This window comes from Mesorhizobium sp. M0174, from assembly GCF_040322275.1.
Lineage (GTDB): Bacteria > Pseudomonadota > Alphaproteobacteria > Rhizobiales > Rhizobiaceae > Mesorhizobium.
The window spans coordinates 17,558-36,890 of the sequence record NZ_JAMYTB010000028.1; the positions used below are offsets into that span (position 1 = coordinate 17,558).

19 protein-coding genes and 7 pseudogenes are annotated in these 19,333 nt (G+C 57.9%); 10 read left to right on the top strand and 16 right to left on the bottom strand.

From position 1 onward, the window contains the following. Positions 1-747: 747 nt before the first annotated feature. On the top strand, positions 748-1,593 hold the full coding sequence (locus tag NKJ13_RS28540; RefSeq protein WP_352779006.1) for an SMP-30/gluconolactonase/LRE family protein: 846 nt from the start codon (positions 748-750) through the stop codon (positions 1,591-1,593). Positions 1,594-1,867: 274 nt separating this feature from the next. On the opposite strand, the pseudogene NKJ13_RS28545 reads toward NKJ13_RS28540, so the two are convergent. Further along, a pseudogene (locus NKJ13_RS28545) lies at positions 1,868-2,059 on the bottom strand (IS6 family transposase); the annotation flags it as partial. A gap of 363 nt (positions 2,060-2,422) precedes the next feature. On the opposite strand from NKJ13_RS28545, the gene NKJ13_RS28550 reads away from it, so the two are divergent. Together NKJ13_RS28550 and NKJ13_RS28555 are read left to right on the top strand one after the other, a co-directional pair. Beyond that, positions 2,423-2,656, top strand: a complete 234-nt coding sequence (locus NKJ13_RS28550) for an MBL fold metallo-hydrolase (protein ID WP_352779008.1) — start codon at positions 2,423-2,425, stop codon at positions 2,654-2,656. A 403-nt stretch (positions 2,657-3,059) separates the two neighbouring features. Beyond that, positions 3,060-3,737, top strand: a complete 678-nt coding sequence (locus tag NKJ13_RS28555) for a GntR family transcriptional regulator (protein ID WP_352779010.1) — start codon at positions 3,060-3,062, stop codon at positions 3,735-3,737. 10 nt (positions 3,738-3,747) lie between these two features. Here NKJ13_RS28555 and NKJ13_RS28560 read toward each other — a convergent pair whose 3' ends face one another. Together NKJ13_RS28560 and NKJ13_RS28565 are read right to left on the bottom strand one after the other, a co-directional pair. After that, entirely contained in the window at positions 3,748-4,134 is a 387-nt protein-coding gene (locus NKJ13_RS28560; protein ID WP_352779012.1) for an integrase core domain-containing protein, read from the bottom strand. A gap of 187 nt (positions 4,135-4,321) precedes the next feature. Then, positions 4,322-4,522 (bottom strand): hypothetical protein, encoded by a 201-nt coding sequence (locus tag NKJ13_RS28565; RefSeq protein ID WP_352779014.1) that lies wholly within the window; start codon positions 4,520-4,522, stop codon positions 4,322-4,324. Between the two features lie 331 nt (positions 4,523-4,853). Between NKJ13_RS28565 and NKJ13_RS28570 the strand changes: the two are divergent. Together NKJ13_RS28570 and NKJ13_RS28575 are read left to right on the top strand one after the other, a co-directional pair. Next, positions 4,854-6,055 (top strand): annotated as a pseudogene (locus NKJ13_RS28570) (IS5 family transposase). A 1,431-nt stretch (positions 6,056-7,486) separates the two neighbouring features. Continuing rightward, positions 7,487-8,206, top strand: coding sequence for a methyltransferase (locus NKJ13_RS28575; protein ID WP_352779016.1), 720 nt, complete (start codon positions 7,487-7,489; stop codon positions 8,204-8,206). A 223-nt stretch (positions 8,207-8,429) separates the two neighbouring features. On the opposite strand, the pseudogene NKJ13_RS31675 reads toward NKJ13_RS28575, so the two are convergent. Then, positions 8,430-8,567 (bottom strand): annotated as a pseudogene (locus NKJ13_RS31675) (IS630 family transposase); the annotation flags it as partial. Between the two features lie 7 nt (positions 8,568-8,574). Here NKJ13_RS31675 and NKJ13_RS28580 point away from each other — a divergent pair. Then, positions 8,575-8,682 (top strand): annotated as a pseudogene (locus NKJ13_RS28580) (IS5/IS1182 family transposase); the annotation flags it as partial. A 177-nt stretch (positions 8,683-8,859) separates the two neighbouring features. Here NKJ13_RS28580 and NKJ13_RS31680 read toward each other — a convergent pair. Continuing rightward, positions 8,860-8,963: pseudogene (locus NKJ13_RS31680) on the bottom strand (transposase); the annotation flags it as partial. Positions 8,964-9,020: 57 nt separating this feature from the next. Here NKJ13_RS31680 and NKJ13_RS28585 point away from each other — a divergent pair. From NKJ13_RS28585 to NKJ13_RS28595, 3 genes are read left to right on the top strand one after another with little or no spacing between them, the layout of a single operon-like run. Further along, positions 9,021-9,284, top strand: a complete 264-nt coding sequence (locus NKJ13_RS28585; RefSeq protein WP_502901951.1) for a transposase — start codon at positions 9,021-9,023, stop codon at positions 9,282-9,284. Further along, on the top strand, positions 9,212-9,568 hold the full coding sequence (locus tag NKJ13_RS28590) for a transposase (RefSeq protein ID WP_352779018.1): 357 nt from the start codon (positions 9,212-9,214) through the stop codon (positions 9,566-9,568). Before NKJ13_RS28585 ends, NKJ13_RS28590 begins: the two co-directional genes overlap by 73 nt. Next, positions 9,480-10,052: a transposase gene (locus NKJ13_RS28595; RefSeq protein ID WP_352779020.1), complete on the top strand. Its 573-nt coding sequence runs from the start codon at positions 9,480-9,482 to the stop codon at positions 10,050-10,052. Before NKJ13_RS28590 ends, NKJ13_RS28595 begins: the two co-directional genes overlap by 89 nt. A 148-nt stretch (positions 10,053-10,200) precedes the next feature. On the opposite strand, the gene hemA is transcribed toward NKJ13_RS28595, so the two are convergent. Beyond that, a complete protein-coding gene (gene hemA / locus NKJ13_RS28600; protein ID WP_352779023.1) occupies positions 10,201-11,412 on the bottom strand; it encodes a 5-aminolevulinate synthase in 1,212 nt (403 codons plus the stop codon). Positions 11,413-11,693: 281 nt separating this feature from the next. Then, positions 11,694-12,029 (bottom strand): annotated as a pseudogene (locus NKJ13_RS28605) (transposase); the annotation flags it as partial. Positions 12,030-12,436: 407 nt separating this feature from the next. Between NKJ13_RS28605 and NKJ13_RS28610 the strand changes: the two are divergent. Continuing rightward, on the top strand, positions 12,437-12,664 hold the full coding sequence (locus NKJ13_RS28610; RefSeq protein WP_352779025.1) for a hypothetical protein: 228 nt from the start codon (positions 12,437-12,439) through the stop codon (positions 12,662-12,664). Between the two features lie 101 nt (positions 12,665-12,765). On the opposite strand, the gene NKJ13_RS28615 is transcribed toward NKJ13_RS28610, so the two are convergent. From NKJ13_RS28615 to NKJ13_RS28665, 9 genes and pseudogenes are all read right to left on the bottom strand, one after another. Continuing rightward, positions 12,766-12,936 (bottom strand): hypothetical protein, encoded by a 171-nt coding sequence (locus NKJ13_RS28615; protein ID WP_352779027.1) that lies wholly within the window; start codon positions 12,934-12,936, stop codon positions 12,766-12,768. Between the two features lie 715 nt (positions 12,937-13,651). Next, positions 13,652-13,900, bottom strand: a complete 249-nt coding sequence (locus NKJ13_RS31685; protein ID WP_502901949.1) for a transposase — start codon at positions 13,898-13,900, stop codon at positions 13,652-13,654. 253 nt (positions 13,901-14,153) lie between these two features. Then, complete coding sequence (locus tag NKJ13_RS31690) at positions 14,154-14,510, bottom strand: exopolysaccharide production repressor protein (RefSeq protein ID WP_502901950.1); 357 nt, start codon at positions 14,508-14,510, stop codon at positions 14,154-14,156. A gap of 39 nt (positions 14,511-14,549) precedes the next feature. Next, positions 14,550-14,867, bottom strand: coding sequence for a ferredoxin III, nif-specific (fdxB, locus tag NKJ13_RS28630; RefSeq protein ID WP_352779030.1), 318 nt, complete (start codon positions 14,865-14,867; stop codon positions 14,550-14,552). Then, complete coding sequence (locus tag NKJ13_RS28635) at positions 14,864-15,067, bottom strand: CCE_0567 family metalloprotein (protein ID WP_352779032.1); 204 nt, start codon at positions 15,065-15,067, stop codon at positions 14,864-14,866. The genes fdxB and NKJ13_RS28635 overlap by 4 nt, the downstream gene beginning before the upstream one ends. A 25-nt stretch (positions 15,068-15,092) precedes the next feature. Then, a pseudogene (locus NKJ13_RS31695) lies at positions 15,093-15,554 on the bottom strand (NifX-associated nitrogen fixation protein). Positions 15,555-15,847: 293 nt separating this feature from the next. Then, entirely contained in the window at positions 15,848-17,017 is a 1,170-nt protein-coding gene (locus NKJ13_RS28655) for a TlpA disulfide reductase family protein (RefSeq protein ID WP_352779036.1), read from the bottom strand. 148 nt (positions 17,018-17,165) lie between these two features. Beyond that, positions 17,166-17,651 (bottom strand): FixH family protein, encoded by a 486-nt coding sequence (locus NKJ13_RS28660; protein ID WP_352779038.1) that lies wholly within the window; start codon positions 17,649-17,651, stop codon positions 17,166-17,168. A gap of 710 nt (positions 17,652-18,361) precedes the next feature. Continuing rightward, positions 18,362-19,249 carry a universal stress protein gene (locus NKJ13_RS28665; RefSeq protein ID WP_352779040.1) on the bottom strand — a complete coding sequence of 296 codons (888 nt, stop codon included), beginning with the start codon at positions 19,247-19,249 and terminating at the stop codon, positions 18,362-18,364. Positions 19,250-19,333: the final 84 nt, after the last annotated feature.

The following is a 19,333-nucleotide window of genomic DNA, read 5'->3' on the forward strand; positions in this document are numbered from 1 at the left end:
CCCGCGAGCCGGTGGTAATTCCAGGCGAGCTTAAGCGTCGTGCCATTGAGTTCCGAGCCGAAAGATCGCGCATTCTCGAACGGCGCCAGCGCTGCGATCTGTCGACGAGTTCGATGGTGGGCTTACCATGTTGAAGGGTGTGATAGACAGCCAGCTGGCGCATCTGGCGGTCGGCCGCGTGGGCCAGCTGGTTGTCGCTGAACTCAAGCGAGACACACCACAGTCCGCCCATTCCCTCGATGTAACAAGACCTCGTGCACGATGTCTCGCCCTGGCTGGCGACTATCGTCAACGGCCCTGATCCTCATGCCGGCGTGGATCCTTCTGGGAAGGGAAGTGCCTGGCTATGTCCAGCATGCGCGCTTCGTTCTTCATCAATTCTCCCCTCGGCGATTGCGTAAGGAATGAATATCTTATAACTTACAAGCTCAGCGAGTGGGATGATCTTGACAGCTACGCTCAATGCCCAAACCACACGCCTCAGACATCGCCTTACGACCCGACGCGGAGCGGATCGCCGTATTGCGGGACAAGGCTGGTTACCAGGGCGGTTCCGATTTCATCCGCGCTGCAATCTGGAGCGCGATGTGTGTCGACAGGCCGTGCCGCCGTTGCGGCAGGTCGAAGATGGTGCGGGCCTTGTCGCCTGTCGCTTCGCCCCGAGAGACCGGCGGCGTCGGGGCACGGATCGGCTTGGTACTCCTTCAAAAAAACACGATGCGTGCTTGAACCGAGAAGGGGATTTCGATGCGATGGAAGGCTGAAATTCATGTGACCGGCCTGGGCTTTCCGGAAGGTCCGGTGGCCCTGCCCGACGGCTCCATCGCCTTCGTCGACCTCTTGGACGCAAAGATACGCGCTTGGCGCGATGGCGAGTTGCGCGAACTCGCCATTGTCTCCGGCGCGCCTAACGGCATGCGGCTTGGCCCGGATGGCATGCTCTACATCGCCAACAATGGTGGCATCGCGCCACTTACCCTGGAGCAATTGAACTTTTGTGACCCACAGATTACCGGGCGCATCCAGCGGCTCGGGCCGAATGGCGTCTTGGCCGATTTCGCCACGGACCTGCCAGGCGCGAAGCCGTCTCGACCCAACGATCTGATCTTTTCACCTCAGGGCGAACTTGTCTTCACCGACCCTCAGAACTGGGATGTTCTGGGTATCGATGCCGCCGTCTATCATGGCGGTCAGCTCCTCGTTGCCGCAGTGGACGGCACCGTCCGCCATCTCGCGGCCCTGACCGGCCTTCCCAATGGCTTGGTCTTCCATCCCGACGGCTCGCTGCTCGTCGGCATCACCATGGAGCATCGCGTGCTGCGTCTTCCTTGGCTCGGCGACCGCGTCGGACCGATGGAGGAATGGTGCCGCCTCGATGATCGCTTCAACCCCGATGGCATGGTCTTCCATGAGGACAGGCTCTACCTCACCGGTAGCGACGGCGACCGTATCGCCATCCTCGATGCCGCCGGAGGATTGGTCCAGATGATCGACACCGGTCTAGGCAGCGATCCGACCAATTGCTGTGTTCATGCCGGCCGCCTGTGGGTCACGCTGGGCTTTCCCGGACAGCTGATTTCCTATCTACTGTAAGACCGACAGGATGTATTGCGACTTTTTGGTTACCTACGTCGACTTTTTCGAAAGGGTTGCGATGTTCAAGGGACGCCAGCTGGATCAATCTGTGATCCTTGCGTGCGCTGGTATCTGACCTATAATCTGAGCCTACACGAACTTGAGGAGCATGATAGCCGAGCGCGATATTGCTCTCCTGCCATTTGCGGGTCACAGCAGCTCCAGCAGCAAGGGCAAGAAACTTGTTGCAACCGCTGAATTGGGACACAGGGAGGATTGTTTGCGCTTCTGGTCAGGTGGCGAGGATGGCGAACTGTTCCGCTAGGGATGGATTCGGATTGAAGGCGTAGTTCGCCTGTCGCTTACGCAATGTAAACCATTTCAATGCCGGACAGGTAATGCCGACGGTTGCTAGGGATTTGAAGCCGAGCGTTCGGACACGGCGCTTAATGCGCCGATCGTCCTGCTCGATCCGATTGTTCAATATTGCTCTCGGCCCGGGATGCAGAGAGTACACGCGTCTCTGGACGCAAGCTATGCTATGCGATCGTATTTAAATCGCATGCGGATATCACTCGCTGCCGACGGGCACCCAAGTCGAGAACGTCAACCAATCTGGCGATCACTGCCTTGACCTACTTGACATATGATATAAGTTATGAGACATGCCAGAAGGGCGGCTTATGACCGTTAGCGAAAAAAATCCGCCGCTTCGCCGAAGGGGCGACAGATCCAGGGGCGACAGATTGTAATTAGGAACAACCAGCGAGCACAACAGTCGCCGGAGGCAAGAATATACCCTTTTTACTGTGGTGGAGACTATTCCGGCTGCGCAACAGTTTATCCCTTGAGAACCAATACTTCATATGTTGTGAGCCGTCCACACGACAATGTCTTGTTTGACACCGGGCCCAATATCACCGACCCTGGCACACGCTTAAGACCTGTGTCAGAGGCTTTCGACATGCGTATCTCTGCAACGGATTGGCTGGTTTCACGCCTTGCTACCATCGGTAAGAATCGCGACCAAATTTCGCATGTGGTCCAGTCACATTTTCATTTCGATCATGCCGCGGGTTGATGCAACGTGGCGAACTGGCTTTCGCACGCTGGCCACCCTACCAACGAGACATTTATGTGCGCAAGGACTTCGACCATCCGATTAACAGGATCGAATTGGATGGCGAGCGACGGCAAGTTGCTGATCGTCCCGACACCTGATCGTACAAGAGGTCACCAATCCCTTCTCGTGCGTCTTCCCAGCCGACCTGTCTTTCTTTTGGGACGCCACCTACCTATTGGCCAAAATCCGAAGCCGTGCTCTACCCGCTGTCGCCTGGAGTCCGGATGCGTTCACGACGACGTGGGACGATATCCGAGGTTACGGTTCCGCAACCGCTCATGGGCTATTACTCCCAATATACACGACGAGTTTTGTCTACTGAAGAACGACAATGAGAAGATTTTGAGGTGGCGAGTGGCATATGCAGCTGGTTGAACTTGGCAGTCTTTCGTCCAGAACATATCTCGCGCTAAGAGAGGCGCTAATTGCGGGCAATTTTCGACCAGGCCAAAGATTGCTCATGCAAGACCTTGCTCAACAGTTTGGAACGAGCATAACTCCTGTGCGCGAAGCGTGCCTCAGACTGGTTAGTGAGCAGGCGTTTGAGGTACGCTCTGGCCGTTTTGTGGCCGTTCCTGAATTGACGCGGTCGCGTTACTGGCAAGTTCGACTAATGCGAATTGCGCTGGAGGGTTTGGCTGCCGAATTGGCGGCCGAGCACGTCACTGACGCTGACATCGCAGGCCTGGAAAAAGTACATCGCAAGTTCGTGCTAAGTGAGACGTCGGGAGACGTGGAACAAACACGCGTCATCAATCGAGAGTTTCACTTTGGTGTTTATAGATTGTGTCAACTGGATATGATTATCGCTCAGATCGAGAGCCTTTGGGTATCCATGGGCCCGATGTTGAATGTTTACTATGAGCAATCCCATGACGAGTATGTTGGGGGAGAGGAGCACGATTGTCTCTTGGATGCGTTTCGTTCTAGAAATAAAAGGGCAGCCCGCAAAGCAATTGAACGCGACATTGTTCGCGGAGGGGCTACCTTCTTGCGATACTTCAATGAACGGGACCACGCAATTGCCGCAGACGGCTGATTTCATCAGACTATTCTTGGACACTTGATCCCAATGCGGATCGGCGAAATACGCGAATTTCGCAAAACGGGACAGTCGTTCCGCTAAATCGCGGACGGCATTGGAGTGCACCCCAAGACTGAGACACAGAAAATCGCGGACAGTTTCCCGTGTTAAGGCTATGCGGCCTTTTCCATCTCTCGTCTGCGTGAATGCTTCTGTTCGTATTCTTCCGGGTGAGATAGTCGAGCGCCGAATGCCGGCGCTGCGTGTTGTAAAGGGTGTCGATGAAAGCGCCGATGCGCTTGCGGGCATCATCTGCATCCTTATAGGCGAGACCTTGCACCTCTTCCTGCTTCAGGGTTTTCATGAAGCTCTCCGCCTTCGCGTTATCGTAAGGATTGCCAACACAGCTCATGCTCGCCTGGAAACCGTGAAGATGCAGAAGTTCGGAGTAGACCCCGCAGGCATGTTAAGCTCCGCGGTCGGAGAGATGCGCAAGGCTCCCGGGTTCGGGCTGGCGATCAGTGATGGCCATCTCGAGAGCCTCGATGACAAGCGTTGCTCTGAGATGCGTATCCAACGCCCATCCGACCACCTTGCGGCTAAACGTCAAGCACAACGGCAAGGAAAGCAAACTCCTCAGCCAGATGCAGGAACGTGATGTCGGCAATCCATAGCTGATTGACGCCATTGAGGATCATTCCCCTGGCAAGGTTCGGCACGACTTGCCAACTATGCCTGGAGTTCGTCGTCACAGGAACAAAGGGCCTTGCGCACAGGCACAGCAGATTGTCTTCACGCATGACCCGTAGAATGCATGTATGGTTGACTTGCCATCCTCCCGCCGCAACATCGCTGCGATCCGGCGATAGCCGTAGTGCGCGTGCCCGAGAGCCATCCTTTGAATAAGATCGCGCAAACCTGTTTCGGCCCGACGAGGGGCCGAATCTAGCCAGTGACGGTAATAAGTCGAAGGTGAACTATCCGCAAACCATTGATCTGGCATGCTGATTAGGGCGGAGGTCGGCTTTTGAGTTGCAGGATTTGCGGGCACTGTTTCTTGCAATTCGATTTTCCCTTTGTGCTGCGGAGCGTGATTCACTCGGTCGGCGGGCGAATTCGAGGGGAACGGCAGTGTCCAGGCCACGCGAGAAGCGCGAGACCAGGCTCGATCAGATCATCAACATGAAGCACGAGCTGGTGCGCCTGGCGCAGGCGATCGACTGGCCGGTGCTGGAGGCGCGTTTCGGTGGGGTCTATTCGGACGGTCCCGGCATGCCGCCGCTGCCGACCCGGCTGATGGCGGGGCTCGCCATCCTCAAGCACACCTTCAACCTGTCAGACGAGGTGCTGTGCGAGCGCTGGGTGGAAAATCCTACTTCCAGTATCTGTGGGGCGAGGAGTTCTTCCGCCACGCACTGCCCTTCGACCGCTCGTCCATGACGCACTGGCGCAGCCGCATGGGCGAGGAGGATCGTCGCGCTTTTGCAGGAAAACCTCAGCATTTCGGTCAAGACGGGGGCGATGAAGCCGACCGACACGCGCCAAGTGATCGTGGACACGACCGTGCAGCCGAAGAACGTGCTGTTCCCGACCGACGCCAAGCTCATCCACCGGGCCCGCGAACGGCTGGTGCGGCTGGCGAAGAAGACGCGGCTCGACCTGCGCCAGACCTATGTGCGGGTCGGCAAGCTGGCGCTGATCAAGCACCAGCGCTATGCGCACGCCAAGCAGTTCAAGCGGGCCAACAAGGCGCTGCGCAGGCTCAAGACCTATCTCGGCCGGACCGTCCGCGACATCTCCCGCCAGATCGCCGGCGATGCGGAACTGGACGCGCTCTTCAAAGGGTCGCTCTACCAGTCCTCCACCGTTCTCGAGCAGCGTCAGCGCCAGCGCGGCCGCAAAATCTACAGCCTGCATGCGCACGAGGTGGAATGCATCGGCAAGGGCAAGGCGCATGTGCCGTACGAATTCGGGGTGAAGGTGTCGGTGGCCACCACGCTGAAGCGCTCAAACGGTGGCAGTTTGCCCTGCATGCAAAAGCGCTGCCGGCAACCCCTATGACGGCCACACGCTCGCAGCGATGATCCCTGACGGAAAAGACCATTGGCAACGAGATCAGCCGCGCGCCGACGCCGGCTATCGGGGCCACAACGCACCGGAGTGCCACAGTTCAGGGTGGCTGCAATTACCTTGCTCACACCCAAGCCGATGCGATCAACGCCATCCTGGCCGCAGCCGGCTATAACTTCTCCCTCCTGCTCAGGTGGCTGAAGGCTCTTTTGTGGCTTCTCCTCGCCGCCTCTCAAAATCAGCCGAAAGAACTCAAAACCTGATCCCTCCCATTGTTCACGGCCGACTAATAACTCGCGCGGCTAACACCAGCGAGCCAGCACATTCTGTCGATGTTGATTTCGCTTTGCGACAAGGTCGGTCGTCATCTCGATGACTTTGAAGATCCCGTTTTGCCAGGAGCGCTGCTCCGACGATGATCTTCCTCGAAGTGCAGCAGGGCTTCTCGAAAAAATCGAGATTGAGCTGCTGTTGGCCGACTTTCTGCTCCAATTCCCTGATCCGGCGCCTGGCCTTGGTCAGTGCCTTTTCCTGAGATGCCGGCACGTCGACTGCGATCTGCGGCGGCCGGGTCAACTCCTAGGGTCGATCTGGCCGGCCGGCCACGCCGACGTGACTTCAGATTACCGTGAGGCCTGAGATATGGCGCGATAATTTGAGTGGGAAGCGCGATGATCAGGATGAAGAGTCAGGTGGTCGCGATTTGGTAAAGATGGACTGTGGATGAGTGAGTTGCAACGGGAGGGTATTTACGGCCATGCGATGACGAAGATCATGCAGCCGTGACCCCCGGCGGTCGCCGGCGCCGCGCAAACCGATCTGGTGAGACAGTTTGACGAAGGTCCATCGGACGCTCCATGGGTCAGGCGGGCGCCGGTCTCGGAAACAAAAGAGCTTGAACTGTCGGGGTTGCAGCACAAATCATCTCGGCGTGTTGCGTAATCTTGCAGAGCACATCCAGCGGAGGCGTGCAGCGGCACGTAGCGCGACTTGCCGAACTTCGTGCCGCGGACGGTCAGCACGCCTTCGCCAAGTCCACGTCATCGCGATCGAGCTTCAGCGGTTCGCTGCACGACATGCCGGTAACCGGCATATAAGCCGAAAAGCGTGGAATAGGTGTGAGGCCGTAACCCGGTTACAGAGGGCAGTCGCCGCGCCGCCTCGAGTAAGCTAGCGATCTTCTCGTCGCGACAAATGTAAGGCGGCGACGTTGATACCGATCGGGAAGCAGCCCCCGAGACGGCACGGTGTTGCGTGGGTCCAGCGCGGCGCAGTACTCTGCAAAACGACGCGCGATCCCCAAGCGGCGCGCCCACTCGGCGGGCTGCGCGCTGCTGCAACAGGTGTCCGGCCAGACGGAGCTCGTGCCCGAGGGCGCTACGCATGGCCAGATACTCGTCGAGCGCAGCCTGCAACGGGCTCATGACGCATCTCCCGGCCAAGCCGCCTCGCTGCGAACCACTTTTCAACAGCCGGATAGCTATGCCTGTTCAATAAGTATTTATGCGCAAAAGATGCTAGCTATATGAAAGTAGTATCACAAAACATTCTCGGTGTGATTGTTGACCTAGCATTTTTATTCCATCAGACTGCCCTAAGGAAAGCATGGCATGACGGATGTTTCTTCGACGCCGACTCACGTCGTCGTCAACCGCTCGCAAAATTTATGACGTCTATTGTCAGGGAGCAGAGATATGACGGAAATTGACCAGATCAAGACGAGACTAAAACACAGTCAACAGCGCTCTTTTCCGGCGTATATCCGAGAGTTTGGACTGGAGTTGACTGTAAACCGAGGGGTCTTTTCACCACAAGAATTCCAGGCTTGGCGTTGGCTTACTGAGAATTTTCCTCCTGTCGTCGGGAAAAGCATCCTGGAGATCGGCTGCGGCTTCGGCCTCCCAGGACTGTACCTCGCGAAAATCGGTGCGCTATCCTTGCTTGCTTGTGATATCGATCCGAAGGCGGTGACGAATACGCTAGAGAATGCTGCAAGAAACGGCATCCAGAATATCGAGGTCATCGAAAGCGACATTTTTAGCGATATTCCCCCCGATCGAGAATTCGATTATATTTTTTGGAATTATCCGTCGACTTTTGCGCCGGACAATTACGAGTACAAGGACAATCTCGAACGAGGCGCCATCGATCCGGGTTATAGATTACTCAGCCGATTCCTATCGGAAGGCCCTGAATTCCTCACAGCGTCGGGCTGCATCCTCCTAGGCTTCGCCGGCGGTGCGCGGGACGATCTTCTCGAAGAAATTATCGACGCAAACGATCTCGTATGCGTGCTTCTCGCGTCCGGCACCTACCCTCAAGTGAGCCGAACCTACAGAATGTTCTCCATACGCAAATCTTGTTGTCAGGGTCGGTCTGAAGACGTGGATGGACAAGTAGCTCCATCCCGTTGAATAGCCGCGTCTATCGACGCGACCGCCGCGCTCACCGCTCGATCCCGTGTGTCGTCGTGTGCAAGCTCGCTTTCCGGGGTCGAGCAATGGCGCCTCTCGCCGGCCAACCAGCTTAGGTTTCGATGCCGCCCGCGTCAGCCGTCGCGCTAGCCAGAACCAGTCTCGACCGGCCTCGTAGGCGAATCAGCCGCACTGATCGCGTGCCCCCCGCCAGCCGTCTGTTCTAGTCGCCAGCGCTTGATGCTGCTGCAACGATCTCATCGGGGTCGGTTTTCCAGACGAATGGCCGCGGATCGTGATTGTGCTCACTCATGACCGCCTGCAGGTCGACGACGGAATGGAAGACGCAGTGTTTCAGTTTCGCTGCATTGGCTCAGATCACCAGCGGCCGTAGTTCGGTGATTTACAGGCGCACCACCCGGCACAGCGGCTATGCTGTCAGTCAGCGTATTTGCAAACGCATTGAAGAGGCGTTCGCCTCTTCGACGAGATCGAGGAAATCGTTGTCCCAGACATCCATTTCGACGATACGCACCTTACGTTCAAAGGCGCGGCGACGGCGCGATCGGCTTCGGCGCCCTCAAAGGGCTTCCTTAATGTCCGCTACGGCGCGTGAGACGGCTCGGCTACGCCGAATTCTCGTGGGACGGATGATAGCGCGCCGGGGTCAGACCAGACGTGCGCCAACATCCCTCGAGCGCCGAAACCGGTCCGGCTGATCGATCGTGGCAAGGAACGCTGGCGCAGTAATAGGTCCGGTCACAATGGAAGCGTCCCGCTTGCCGTCGCGGGCAAGCTGTTTGCCAAGGACGGTTTGCTCGACGATCTGAAGAAGGCGCTGTCGGAGCGCGTACTGAACGCCGAGTTGGACGATCATCTTGACGAGGAGCAAGCCACAGGACTGGCGAACCGGCGCAACGGGCATTCGAAGAAGACGGTTCTGACGGGGACATCGAAGCTCGAACTTTCGATCCCGCGTGACCGGCCAGCTCCTTCGACTCGAAGTTGGTCGCAAAGTATCAGCGCCGCTTTCCCGATTTCGACGCCAAGATCGTATCCATGTATGCGCGCGGCATGAGCGTGCGCGAGATCCGCGCCCACCTGCAGGAACTCTACGGCATCGACGTTTCGCCGGACCTGATCTCGGCCGTCACCGACGCCGTGCTCGAGGAGGTCGCCGAATGGCAGAACAGGCCGTTGGACGCCTGCTTTCCCTTGGTCTTCTTCGACGCCATCCGGGTCAAAATTCGCGACGAGGGCTTCGTGCGCAACAATGCGATCTATCTCGCTCGGCATCCTCCCCGACGGGATCTGGATCGAGCAGACCGAAGGCGCCAAATTCTGGCTGCGCGTGATGAATGAGCTGAAGAACCGAGGTGTCGCCGACATCCTGATCGCCGTTGTCGACAGCCTGAAGGGCTTTCCAGAAGCGATCAACGCCGTATTCCCGCAAACGGTCGTGCAGACCTGCATTGTGCACCTGATCCGCCTTCATTGGAGTTCGTGTCTTGGAAGGACCGCAAGCCTGTCGTGCCGGCGCGGCGGGCGGGACGCCGAAGCCGCCCTGGCCGCGCTCGATACCTTCGACGCTGGCTACTGGGGCCAACGTTATCCAGCGATCGCTCAGAGCTGGTGGCGCAGGGCTCCGCGCGCCGTCAGCCAGCGGCAGTGCAACTTTCCCGATGTGCTACGGCATCCAATTCACCACGCAGGCGCTGGCGGCTCGGCCGTTCCGCTGATCCATGAAGCGATCGCAAATGGCGACGTTCGAATCTTGACCGTTGCGTCCTTGACCGTGCGGTTCATGCACTCGACCTGTTGGTCGAAGGATGCTTTGGCTTCGTAGTTCGATATCGTTCCTGGCGCAGGCGTATAGCATCTCCACTACGAAGATAACGACCAACTGCGTCAAAGTGTGCTCAACCACCTGGGTCTGCCCAGCTGGCACAATCAGGTTGAGGCTGCGCCCCCCTATTTATCCCCTGCATCATGCCTCAGGCAACCTTGCCAAGATTGTCCGTCAGCAGAACCTGCGTGAGCGCATCGACGAACTTATGGATATCTTTCGTGCTATGGTCGGGCGTAACCGTCACCCTGAACCGCTCGGATCCCGCTAGAACACTCGGCGCCAGAATTGGTTGAACGTATATCCCATGCTGATCCAAAAGCTGACGGGACGCTTCCTTGCAACGGGATGAATCACCGATCAGCACAGGAATGATGTGGCTTTCAGTCGGCATGACCGGAATGCCCGCCTCATTCAGCAGTCCGATTAAAAGCTTCGTTTTCCGGCGCAGAGCATTTCGTTCTGAATCTGAACCGCGCAGATGGCGGAGCGCAGCCAGCGCACCCGCCGCCACCGCCGGCGCAAGCGCCGTGGTGAAAATAAAACCGGTCGAGAAGCTTCGTATGGTGTCAACAATGGAAGCCGGTCCGGTCACATAACCGCCCATCGAGCCGAACGCTTTACCCAGAGTCCCTTCGATGATGGTTGGGCGATTCATGATGCCATGTTCCGCAGCAATGCCGGCGCCTTTCGGACCGTACATTCCCGATGCATGAACTTCATCCAGAAACGTCATTGCGCCAAATTCGTCCGCCACGTCACAGATATCTTTGATCGGCGAAATGTCCCCGTCCATTGAATATACTGATTCGAAAACAACAATCTTAGGTCTTGCAGGATCTACACTGCCAAAAATTTCCCGCAAATGCGCAACATCGTTATGTCGGAAAACGCGCTTTTCCGCCCGGCTGTTGCGGCATCCACTGATAATCGAAGCATGGTTGTGCGCGTCGGAAAATATAACTGTGTTCGGCATCAATGATGCTAATGTACTCAATGATGACTCGTTCGAGCTGAAGCCGGAAACAAAAATTAATCCTGCTTCCTTCTTGTGAAGATCAGCAAGCTCCCGCTCCAGCAAGACATGATAATGGTTGGTGCCACTAATGTTGCGGGATCCACCCGATCCTGCGCCATTGGCATCGATGGCGCTCTTCATTGCCGACAGCACTTTGGGGTGCTGGCCCATGCCGAGATAATCGTTAGTGCACCAAATGGTTATCTCTTTTCGTCCGTCAGGCCCATTGAGCCAGGCCTTAGGGAAGTTGCCAGACTGACGCTCCAGATCGGCAAATTCACGATAGTCGCCGCAGGCTTTGAGTTGCTCGATTCGGTTGGCGAAGTATTGCACATAGTCCATTTCAATCTCCTGTTGGGAAACCGTTCTTCGGCGCGCTGAGAGCTGCCTCATAGCGCGCATGCATGCCGCCAACGCCCGTCGCATCCCGCTCGATCCTGCCCGGAGTTCGGCTGCCGTAATCAGTTGAATAACACGCGCTGCAATTCAAGTGAAAAAGCTGTTAAATTTGTTAATTACTCGTCAATAAAATTCAAGTTCTTAGAGTTGCAGAATTCCGTAACATATTGGTTTTAAACATATTATGGATTCTACTTAATCCGCAGACTCATAAGCACGGAGCCTCAGAGGCTCCGTTTTGAAATGCACGGATGAGCGCTTCGACGGACGAGATACCGCGCATGGCACAAGGATCATGGCTTGCGAGACATCGATGCGCTGCTCGTAGTCTCGCATAGGCGGCGCCATCTTGTCAGCCAGCCGAAGGTCCGCTCGAGACCCGGCGGCGGGGCAAGATCTAGAAGCCCTTCTGGTCGTCGGATCGACGGTTGATCTCGACCACGAAGTCAAGATGGGCCGTTTTGTCCATGAGCTTCAGCCTGTCATAGACGCGTCGGCGAATAGATGCGTCGCCCAGGGCCAACACTTGCGGATACGTCTAGAATCACCTGAGCACCGCTCTGCCTGCCGCGGTCCTCCCGTCACACTTGCGTTCGGGATGGGCCTTGGTGCGCTGATACACGCATCGTTCATACTGCTCTTCAATCGCGCTGACCGCGATGTTGGAGAGCAGCGGTGAGAGTATCCCGCTCTGAGGGTGCCCACGTCTGTGCGAAGGAACTGCTCTACAGACTTGAAACCAACGGCTACCGCTCTGAACAAGGCGACACAAGACTAAGGGCTTTTACCGATTATCTGGCGGCGGTCGTTCGTATAGCTTCTGAGACCGGCGATGCGGCACGCTGAATTGATTTAGCCCGCGGGTTCAGCGCTCTTTGGGTCCCGATGAGATTGCCCACTAGGACCTGCCACGGCCAGGTTGACGCCGGTGATGGTGAGCAGACGCCTGATCGCTGGATCGTCCAGCGTGGTCTCGGCAATCCCCGTCGAGGGTCGCCAGGTCCTCGGCAAGCCAATCGAGTTCGCGCACATGCCGCTCGATCGCGAACCGCTCATCGTCGGGCACTGGCGGGCGCGCCAGCCAGGCGCGCCCGCGGACGTTGAACAGATCGGCGTGCGGACACTTCGGGATCAGGTGCGCATGCAGGATCGCATGCACCTCATCTTGATCCGGGTCCCATGTCGCACGACCTGATAGCGCCGCGCGACCAGCCTGCGCATTCGCTCGGTGGCGGCATCTGGCGTCCAGATCCGGCAGATAGCCCGCCGCTTGCAAGCTTGCCAGCGTGCCCGTCTTCACACGGCATCGGCGATCGCCTTCACCTGAAGTGGGTTGGCAATGACCACCCGCTTCACGAAGGGCGACAGCACCCGTGACACCGCCATGCAGTTGCCGGTCGCCTTGATTACCACCTCGTCGGTCGCCAGAAGGCTCTTACAAAAGCCCTCCAGCGCCGTTTGGGTCATGTCGACCGCCCTCCATGTCGAAGCCTGCTTCCCAGAAAACCACCTCCCCGAAGGTTCGGTGGATGTCCATTCCAATCACGCGTCGCATATGCGCTCCTGTCAGAGCGAAACGACGGGAGCGGCGGCGACACGACAACTAAGGATTCGCGCTCACGGTGCAACCGGGCGAGTCGCAGAGGCGGCCAGCTACTAACACGAGCTCTCGGCTCATCGTGTGGATCGGCCTGCCCGCACCTTCGTGCTCCCGGTGCCTCCGTCCCGGGTCCCACCATACGCCGCGATCCTGGAAACCGCAGCCGGATATCGGCACCGAGAACCTTCATACCGGTTACGGATGAGATCGAGCGCCTCAACGGCGAGATTAAGCGGAGCACCGGGGGTGACGATGCGACCGTACGCCTCGTCGGGCAATCCTGCACGAACAGAACGATGAATGGGCAGTGCAGCGGGCCGATATATGACGCTTGTGTGGATGCCAGCCGTTTTGCAAGAAGCGAGCGTGAGGCTCGGTGCGTCACGCGGTCTTATCGATCATTTGCCCATGCGGTTCAGGCCTTCCTAAGATTCCCGACGGACCGGCTTCAGGTCAGCTGCTGAATGCTCATGCAGGCACCGTTGCCGGATTCCGGTAATCCTCTTCGTCAGCATGGCAAGATGCCACGCGCCATCTTGTACGCCAACGCAATGGCCACAAGCATGCGCGGCTTCTTCGCCATCATGCGGGCGAGCCAGGAGCCCCCGGGCGCGCCGTTCCGGGATGCCCATCGGACCACTGCCATCGCGCCGACGATGAGCAGCCGTCGAATATCGCGTTAGCCGATGTTCGAGGCTTTCCTCGTCGTTGCTTGCCACCGGTCGACTTCTGCAACGGGACGAGCCGAAGCCAAGCGGCGAAGTCACGGCCGCATTTGAACGTCTCTATCGGCGCGAAAGTTTCGATGCACCAGTGCTGCGATGGGGCCAACGCCGGGCATGGTTTGCAAGCGCCGAGATGCCTCAGCTATCCCTCGATAGGGCATCGATCTTCTTCAGTGCGTCGATCCGGCCAGTCAGCTGATAGATCAGGTCCAGCAGATCGCGGCAGATCTCGCGGACCAGATCAGGCAATTGGCGTTCTCGTCCTCAACCAAACGTTCAGATCGCCTCAGACAACGAATTCCCCTGCGGCGCGATGTGGCCGAATTCATAGAGGTGCGCACCGTAATGCGTTGACCAACTCAGTGCGGTGATTGCCCAGCTCTTCTCGCGTGCGAAACATTAGCTGCTCCTCGGTCTTCATTTCGACGAAGCGCATCGTTGGCCTTTGCGCTGCCTCGACGATCGCCTTCGCATCCGCTGCGTCGTTTTTCTGCCGCTTGATTAATCGTCAGGTTTCCATGATGCGAAGGAACGTTCGCAGATCGGCTGGGGTAGCTAGACCGCCAGATCATAAAGAGCACGCTTGCGAAATAAGCTACCTGGAGGAGCAGCGAACAAGCCTGCGTTGTGACGACGACCGTGCGGATGGAATGCGAAGCGAAGTAGACAATCAGAGCGTTGCTGCACAGGACCAGCCACAGGACGCGATAAAACATTCTCAGGGGCAACGCCGTTCTCCTGGTTTGTGTGCCACATTATGCAGCGACCTTGTCGGCCGCGACATGGGTCTGGCAGTTCTTCGGGCAGACGCGGGCGCAGGCTCCGCAGCCAATGCAGCGGCCGGCAAGATCGACGACCATAATCATGCGATTGAGCTCGCCATCGAAATCGTCGTCTTCGCCGTCGCAGACGCCCAGAATTTCACCCGCGTCATCGACGCCGTAAAGATGCATGACCTCGCGCGAGCAGACTTTGAAACAGCGGCCGCAGCCGATGCAGGTCGTGCCGTCTATAGCGGTGAGATATTCCGGCACCCATCCGGAGCCGTCGCGGGTGGTGAATGTGCTCGTCATCGTAACTTCTTCATTGCAGCGAGCTCTCTCTTGGCACCATCCAACTCGGCAAAAACGGCCGACGTTTCCTCGGCAACTTCCTCTATCTCCGTCCATTTTCCCGGGAGATTCTCTGCAAGGTCGCGCAATTTCATCTTGGCAACTGCCGCGCGCAGCTGAAGCTTTCGGAATTTCTTCCCCATCTCATCTAGCTTTGACATAAATCCTTCCTCGAAATCGGTTTCTTCACGCCCGTGCCACGTCGGGATAGGCTTCGATGGCTGCAGTCGCATCGTCGACCAGTTTCGTACCGGCCTCCGCGAGCTTCCTGAACGTCTCGAAGCCGAACCGGTGGATGTCACGACAGAGCGACCAACCGCTCGCCGTGAAACAATCGTCCGAAGCGCCCCTGGGTTTCATCTCCTCATTGGCGATGTCATCAGGCCGGAGCGCTCCTCGATCCTAAGCCCGACGGCCGTGTAGAACATATCGAGCCTCCACAGCACGTCCGGATCGGATCGCCAATGATGGGGATGCACGGCGCTGTTTTCTGGTGATGAAGTCGCCCAGCAGTTCGGCGTCCGATTTGCCTTCCCGTGACCCAGAGGCATCCTGAGCACGGATCAGCCGCACGAGGCATCTGACAAAAGGCATGGCAAGGGCCGCCTCGTCCTCGTTGACAGCCGGGCTGACCGCGGCATCAGACATTTCGCCTTCTCCTCATTTCAGTCCTCTTCGTCGAAGCACGATGTCTGTTTTCTGGGATGCCTACTTCGGGCACGCAATTGATATCCCTCTGGCCGACCCTTGAACACGTCCTCGACTGCGAAGTCTTCCACGCGAATTCGCGTCTAACATCACTTCCGCCGCAATGCGGCCGGAGGCCATGAAGATTCGAGCCTCGATCCTGCTGCAAACGATCGACCAAGTGCTGCATGGACCCTCCTGCTGCGGTCACGCCAGGGAAATGGACGAATTGGCCAGTAAGCCATTTCGACCAATTACCCTTTTTTATCTTTCCTCCTCGGCCGACCGCGCTTTGGCACCTTCGGGAAATTGTTTTGCGCAGCCGCAAAGAGAGCGCCGCAACAAGCCTTCGCACCCCTGTACTTGGCGAGGGCCTGCAGCAAATCCGGCAGATGCTGCTCTTTCAATTCGGCTGGGATAGGCTCCGGACCGTCCAGCGACGTCAGTGCCAGTTCGACCAACTCGATCGCGCGATCATTGTTTCCGTTCTCGTGATAGTACCGGGCGACTGCGGGATAGGATCGGTACTTAGGGCTGTCGCCTCGCGGGGGATTCAGCGCCAGGATGTATTCGGACAGCTCCTTGCCCATTGCGAAGCGCTCAGCAGGGGGAAGGCGCGAATGGTCATTGGCCGGATGGAAAAGTTGGTCTAGCGCCGACACCATCCAGTCCTCGGAGTTTTTGTCAATCGCATCGCGAACCAATTGGCGCATCGCGGGCAAGCCGGTCCACATGTCTTGAATTTTGTGAAGCAACAGATGCGCATGAGCCAGGCGGAAATGGATGTCGTCGGGCATCAAGGCGATGCCCTCTTCGATCGCCCAGAGCGCCGTCTTCCAATCTTCTAACTTCACCGCAGCCCAGAATCTGTCATGGATCGGCTGCTTCAACGCTTGTTCGCGCGCCATGGGCTCGCTTGTGGCGATCCGCTCCGTATCGGCGGCTTTAGCTTTATCGCTGATGCGCCAGCTGTCGTTGAGCATTTTCGGCAAAACCTCATCGAGTTGGCTGGGATGACCGATAAAGGCGATGTTGCCGTCTCGGTTGACCACGAACGAGGTCGGAATCCCAACAGAAAAGCTGGGTTTCATCCAAAGCTTGTTCATTTCGCCTGTGTAGTCGAACGCGATCCGATAGTTCAGATTCGAGCACTTTTCGGTCAACCAAGCTTTTAACTTAGTGCGAGCCTCAACGGCCGTTGGAGCGTCTTCATTAGCCGCGACTGCGACGACCTCAAGTCCGCTGTCCCTGTATTTCTCCTGTAGCCGCATCAGATCGAGCATCTCCGCCGCACACAGTTCGCACCAAGTTGCCCAAAATTCGACGATATAGACTTTGCCGGGTTGGAAGTTCGTCAGGGGCTCGCCACGCAGCCAGGTGTCCACTTTGATTGAAGGAGCCGGTGACTTCATCTGCAATACCATGCTGCTCTCCAAAGCTGTTGCCACAGGTTGCGCCGCTTAGAGAGGGGCACAAGAGTTTCAAGGAAAGGAGAGCGGCTCTCGTCTCTCGCATCTGCATGGAGTCATGCCTTCACTTAAGTGTTGCCACATCACAATCAGCAAAGGTCAATTAGCAAAGGCCGTGCCAGCGCGCTCGGTGCGCACTAAGCGCGTGATTTGGCTTTGAAAAACCTCCATGTGCCAAGATGGCCGGTGTATTGAAGCCGACATGTTTTCTACCGCTGTCAGGTTTTGGACAAGGATCACGCGCTTCGCGTCGCCTGAAAAGCCTAGCCACGGACGACTCCAACAATTCGGGCCGAGGGACGAGGCCGATGGACATCATGACTGCGTTGGCTATCGTCAGGCCCGTCACCATCGTCCGCTTCACGCCACCGGCTTGAGCGTCTTGCCGTTCCAGCCCTTCAGGCGGTAGCGGATTTCGCCATTTACGATTGCAGGGAGGCGCTCCATCCCGACCGAGCGCCGCCTGCGCCCTGCCCTCTTGCGCGTTGCGATTGAATTCCTGGCTGGCGACATGGGAGTTGTTCACGACGAAGCCGGTCCAGCTGCGGCTCGCCAATACCGCCATCGTCCGATCGACGATAATGATCATGGCGGAAAAGGCCAGGATGAGTGCCGGCCTGTGCCGGCCGGTGAACTCTGCGGGATCCCTGCTTTGTGTTTATCTTCTGTGTTCCCGGTGCTCAGGTGCAACGGGACCTCGCGGTGCGACGTGAGCGTTGGCGGAATTGCAAACCCAAAGACCGCTCGGTCGCCACGCAGGTTGGGCCGGACCAACGGGAAACGCTGGAGATGCGGCTGTCCGCCACTAACCCGGGCTACCATCCCAGAGATGACAAGGTGATTGATGCCATCGTTCGCGCCGACGCCGGCAAGAGCCCGACCGTCCCGACTCGAAGGTCGGTGCCTTGGCCACTGCACGGTCGTTGCGGTGGTCAGCTCCCGGCCAGTGGTGAGGGAAATCGTGATAACGCCAATACGATGCGGCTACGGTCCGAACGCGGCCTGCCGCGCTGAAACGACTCTCTTTCTCGACCTGACGCCGACCTGAAGCGGTGGTTTTGAGTGGATTGAGGAGCGCCTGTACCTCTGCGCGGCCTTTGGGCTCCGCGTTACGGATCATCTCGGGCGAGGAGAACCCCCGAGCGCGCGTTAGAGACGTCCGGGATGTCTCGGCGACGGCGCTGCAGATTCGAGCTTCGCGAAGCTTGCACGTTTGCCACGATCTTTCTCCGACTTGGCCACAGGATAGTGACCCAGTGAGTAGAGCTTCGAACAGCGTGGGTGCTGCTTCGGAACCCGTCAGCGAGCCAAAAACAGCGGCAATGGCGGCTTCCCAACTATCCATCTCGTCACGCCACCGAAGAGCCGCTCGCGCAGCCGGCGGCTGCCGTAAGCGCCCATGACTATCATGTCGGCAGACGTGTCGATTGCGTGCTGCGCGAGCACCGTGGCCACCGGTTTGCCGGCGCTCGGCAGCCGGTCAACCGACACTCGAGCACCGTGCCGAGTGAGATAGGCAGCGATGTCGGCTCCCGGCTCGGCGCCGTTTCCGGTGCAGGTCGCCTCCGGATCGACTAGTGCGACACGAACTTCCTCAGCACCGGCTAACAGATCCAGCGCTTCCCGAACCGAACGGGACGCCTCGACTCGCGAATCCCAGCCGACCAGCACGCGCCGTGGCGACAGAGTCGCCTCAGCGCCCTCCGGCACGACAAGCACCGGCTTTCCGGAATCGAACAGGCTGCCGTTGATAACAAGGGGTCCGAGATTGATGTCGTTGAGAAGTGCGGGGCCGACGATTGTCAGGTCGTTGCAGAGCGCCCGCTGTCGCACCGCGTCACCGACGCTGGCCTGATCGCGGTAGTCGGTATCGACGTCATAGCAAAGCCACATGGCCCTCAACAGCTTCTGAATTTCCCTGGATGTTGTTTCCAGTCTGACCATGTCCTGTGAAAATCTCTCGATTTGCCTATACCGTTTTTCCAGTCTGGCAATGGCCTGTGCGCGTTGCGTAGGCCACGCGGGGATGCCATCGCCTATCAGCGGAGGCGACATAACGAGCGGCGGAGGCGACATAATCAGTACGGAAAGGTACGCGCCGACCTCGGCACACAAGCCGGCAGCTGTTCTGACGTCCTGATCGGAGTGGTGGGCTCCCGTCACACTGAGTACGCTTTTGAAGGCCATCTGACTGCTTCTTTTTAGAGTATGTCGTACCTGTAGGCGCGTTTCGAAGCCGCAAGATTTGCCCTCAGCACGACGGAGATGGGG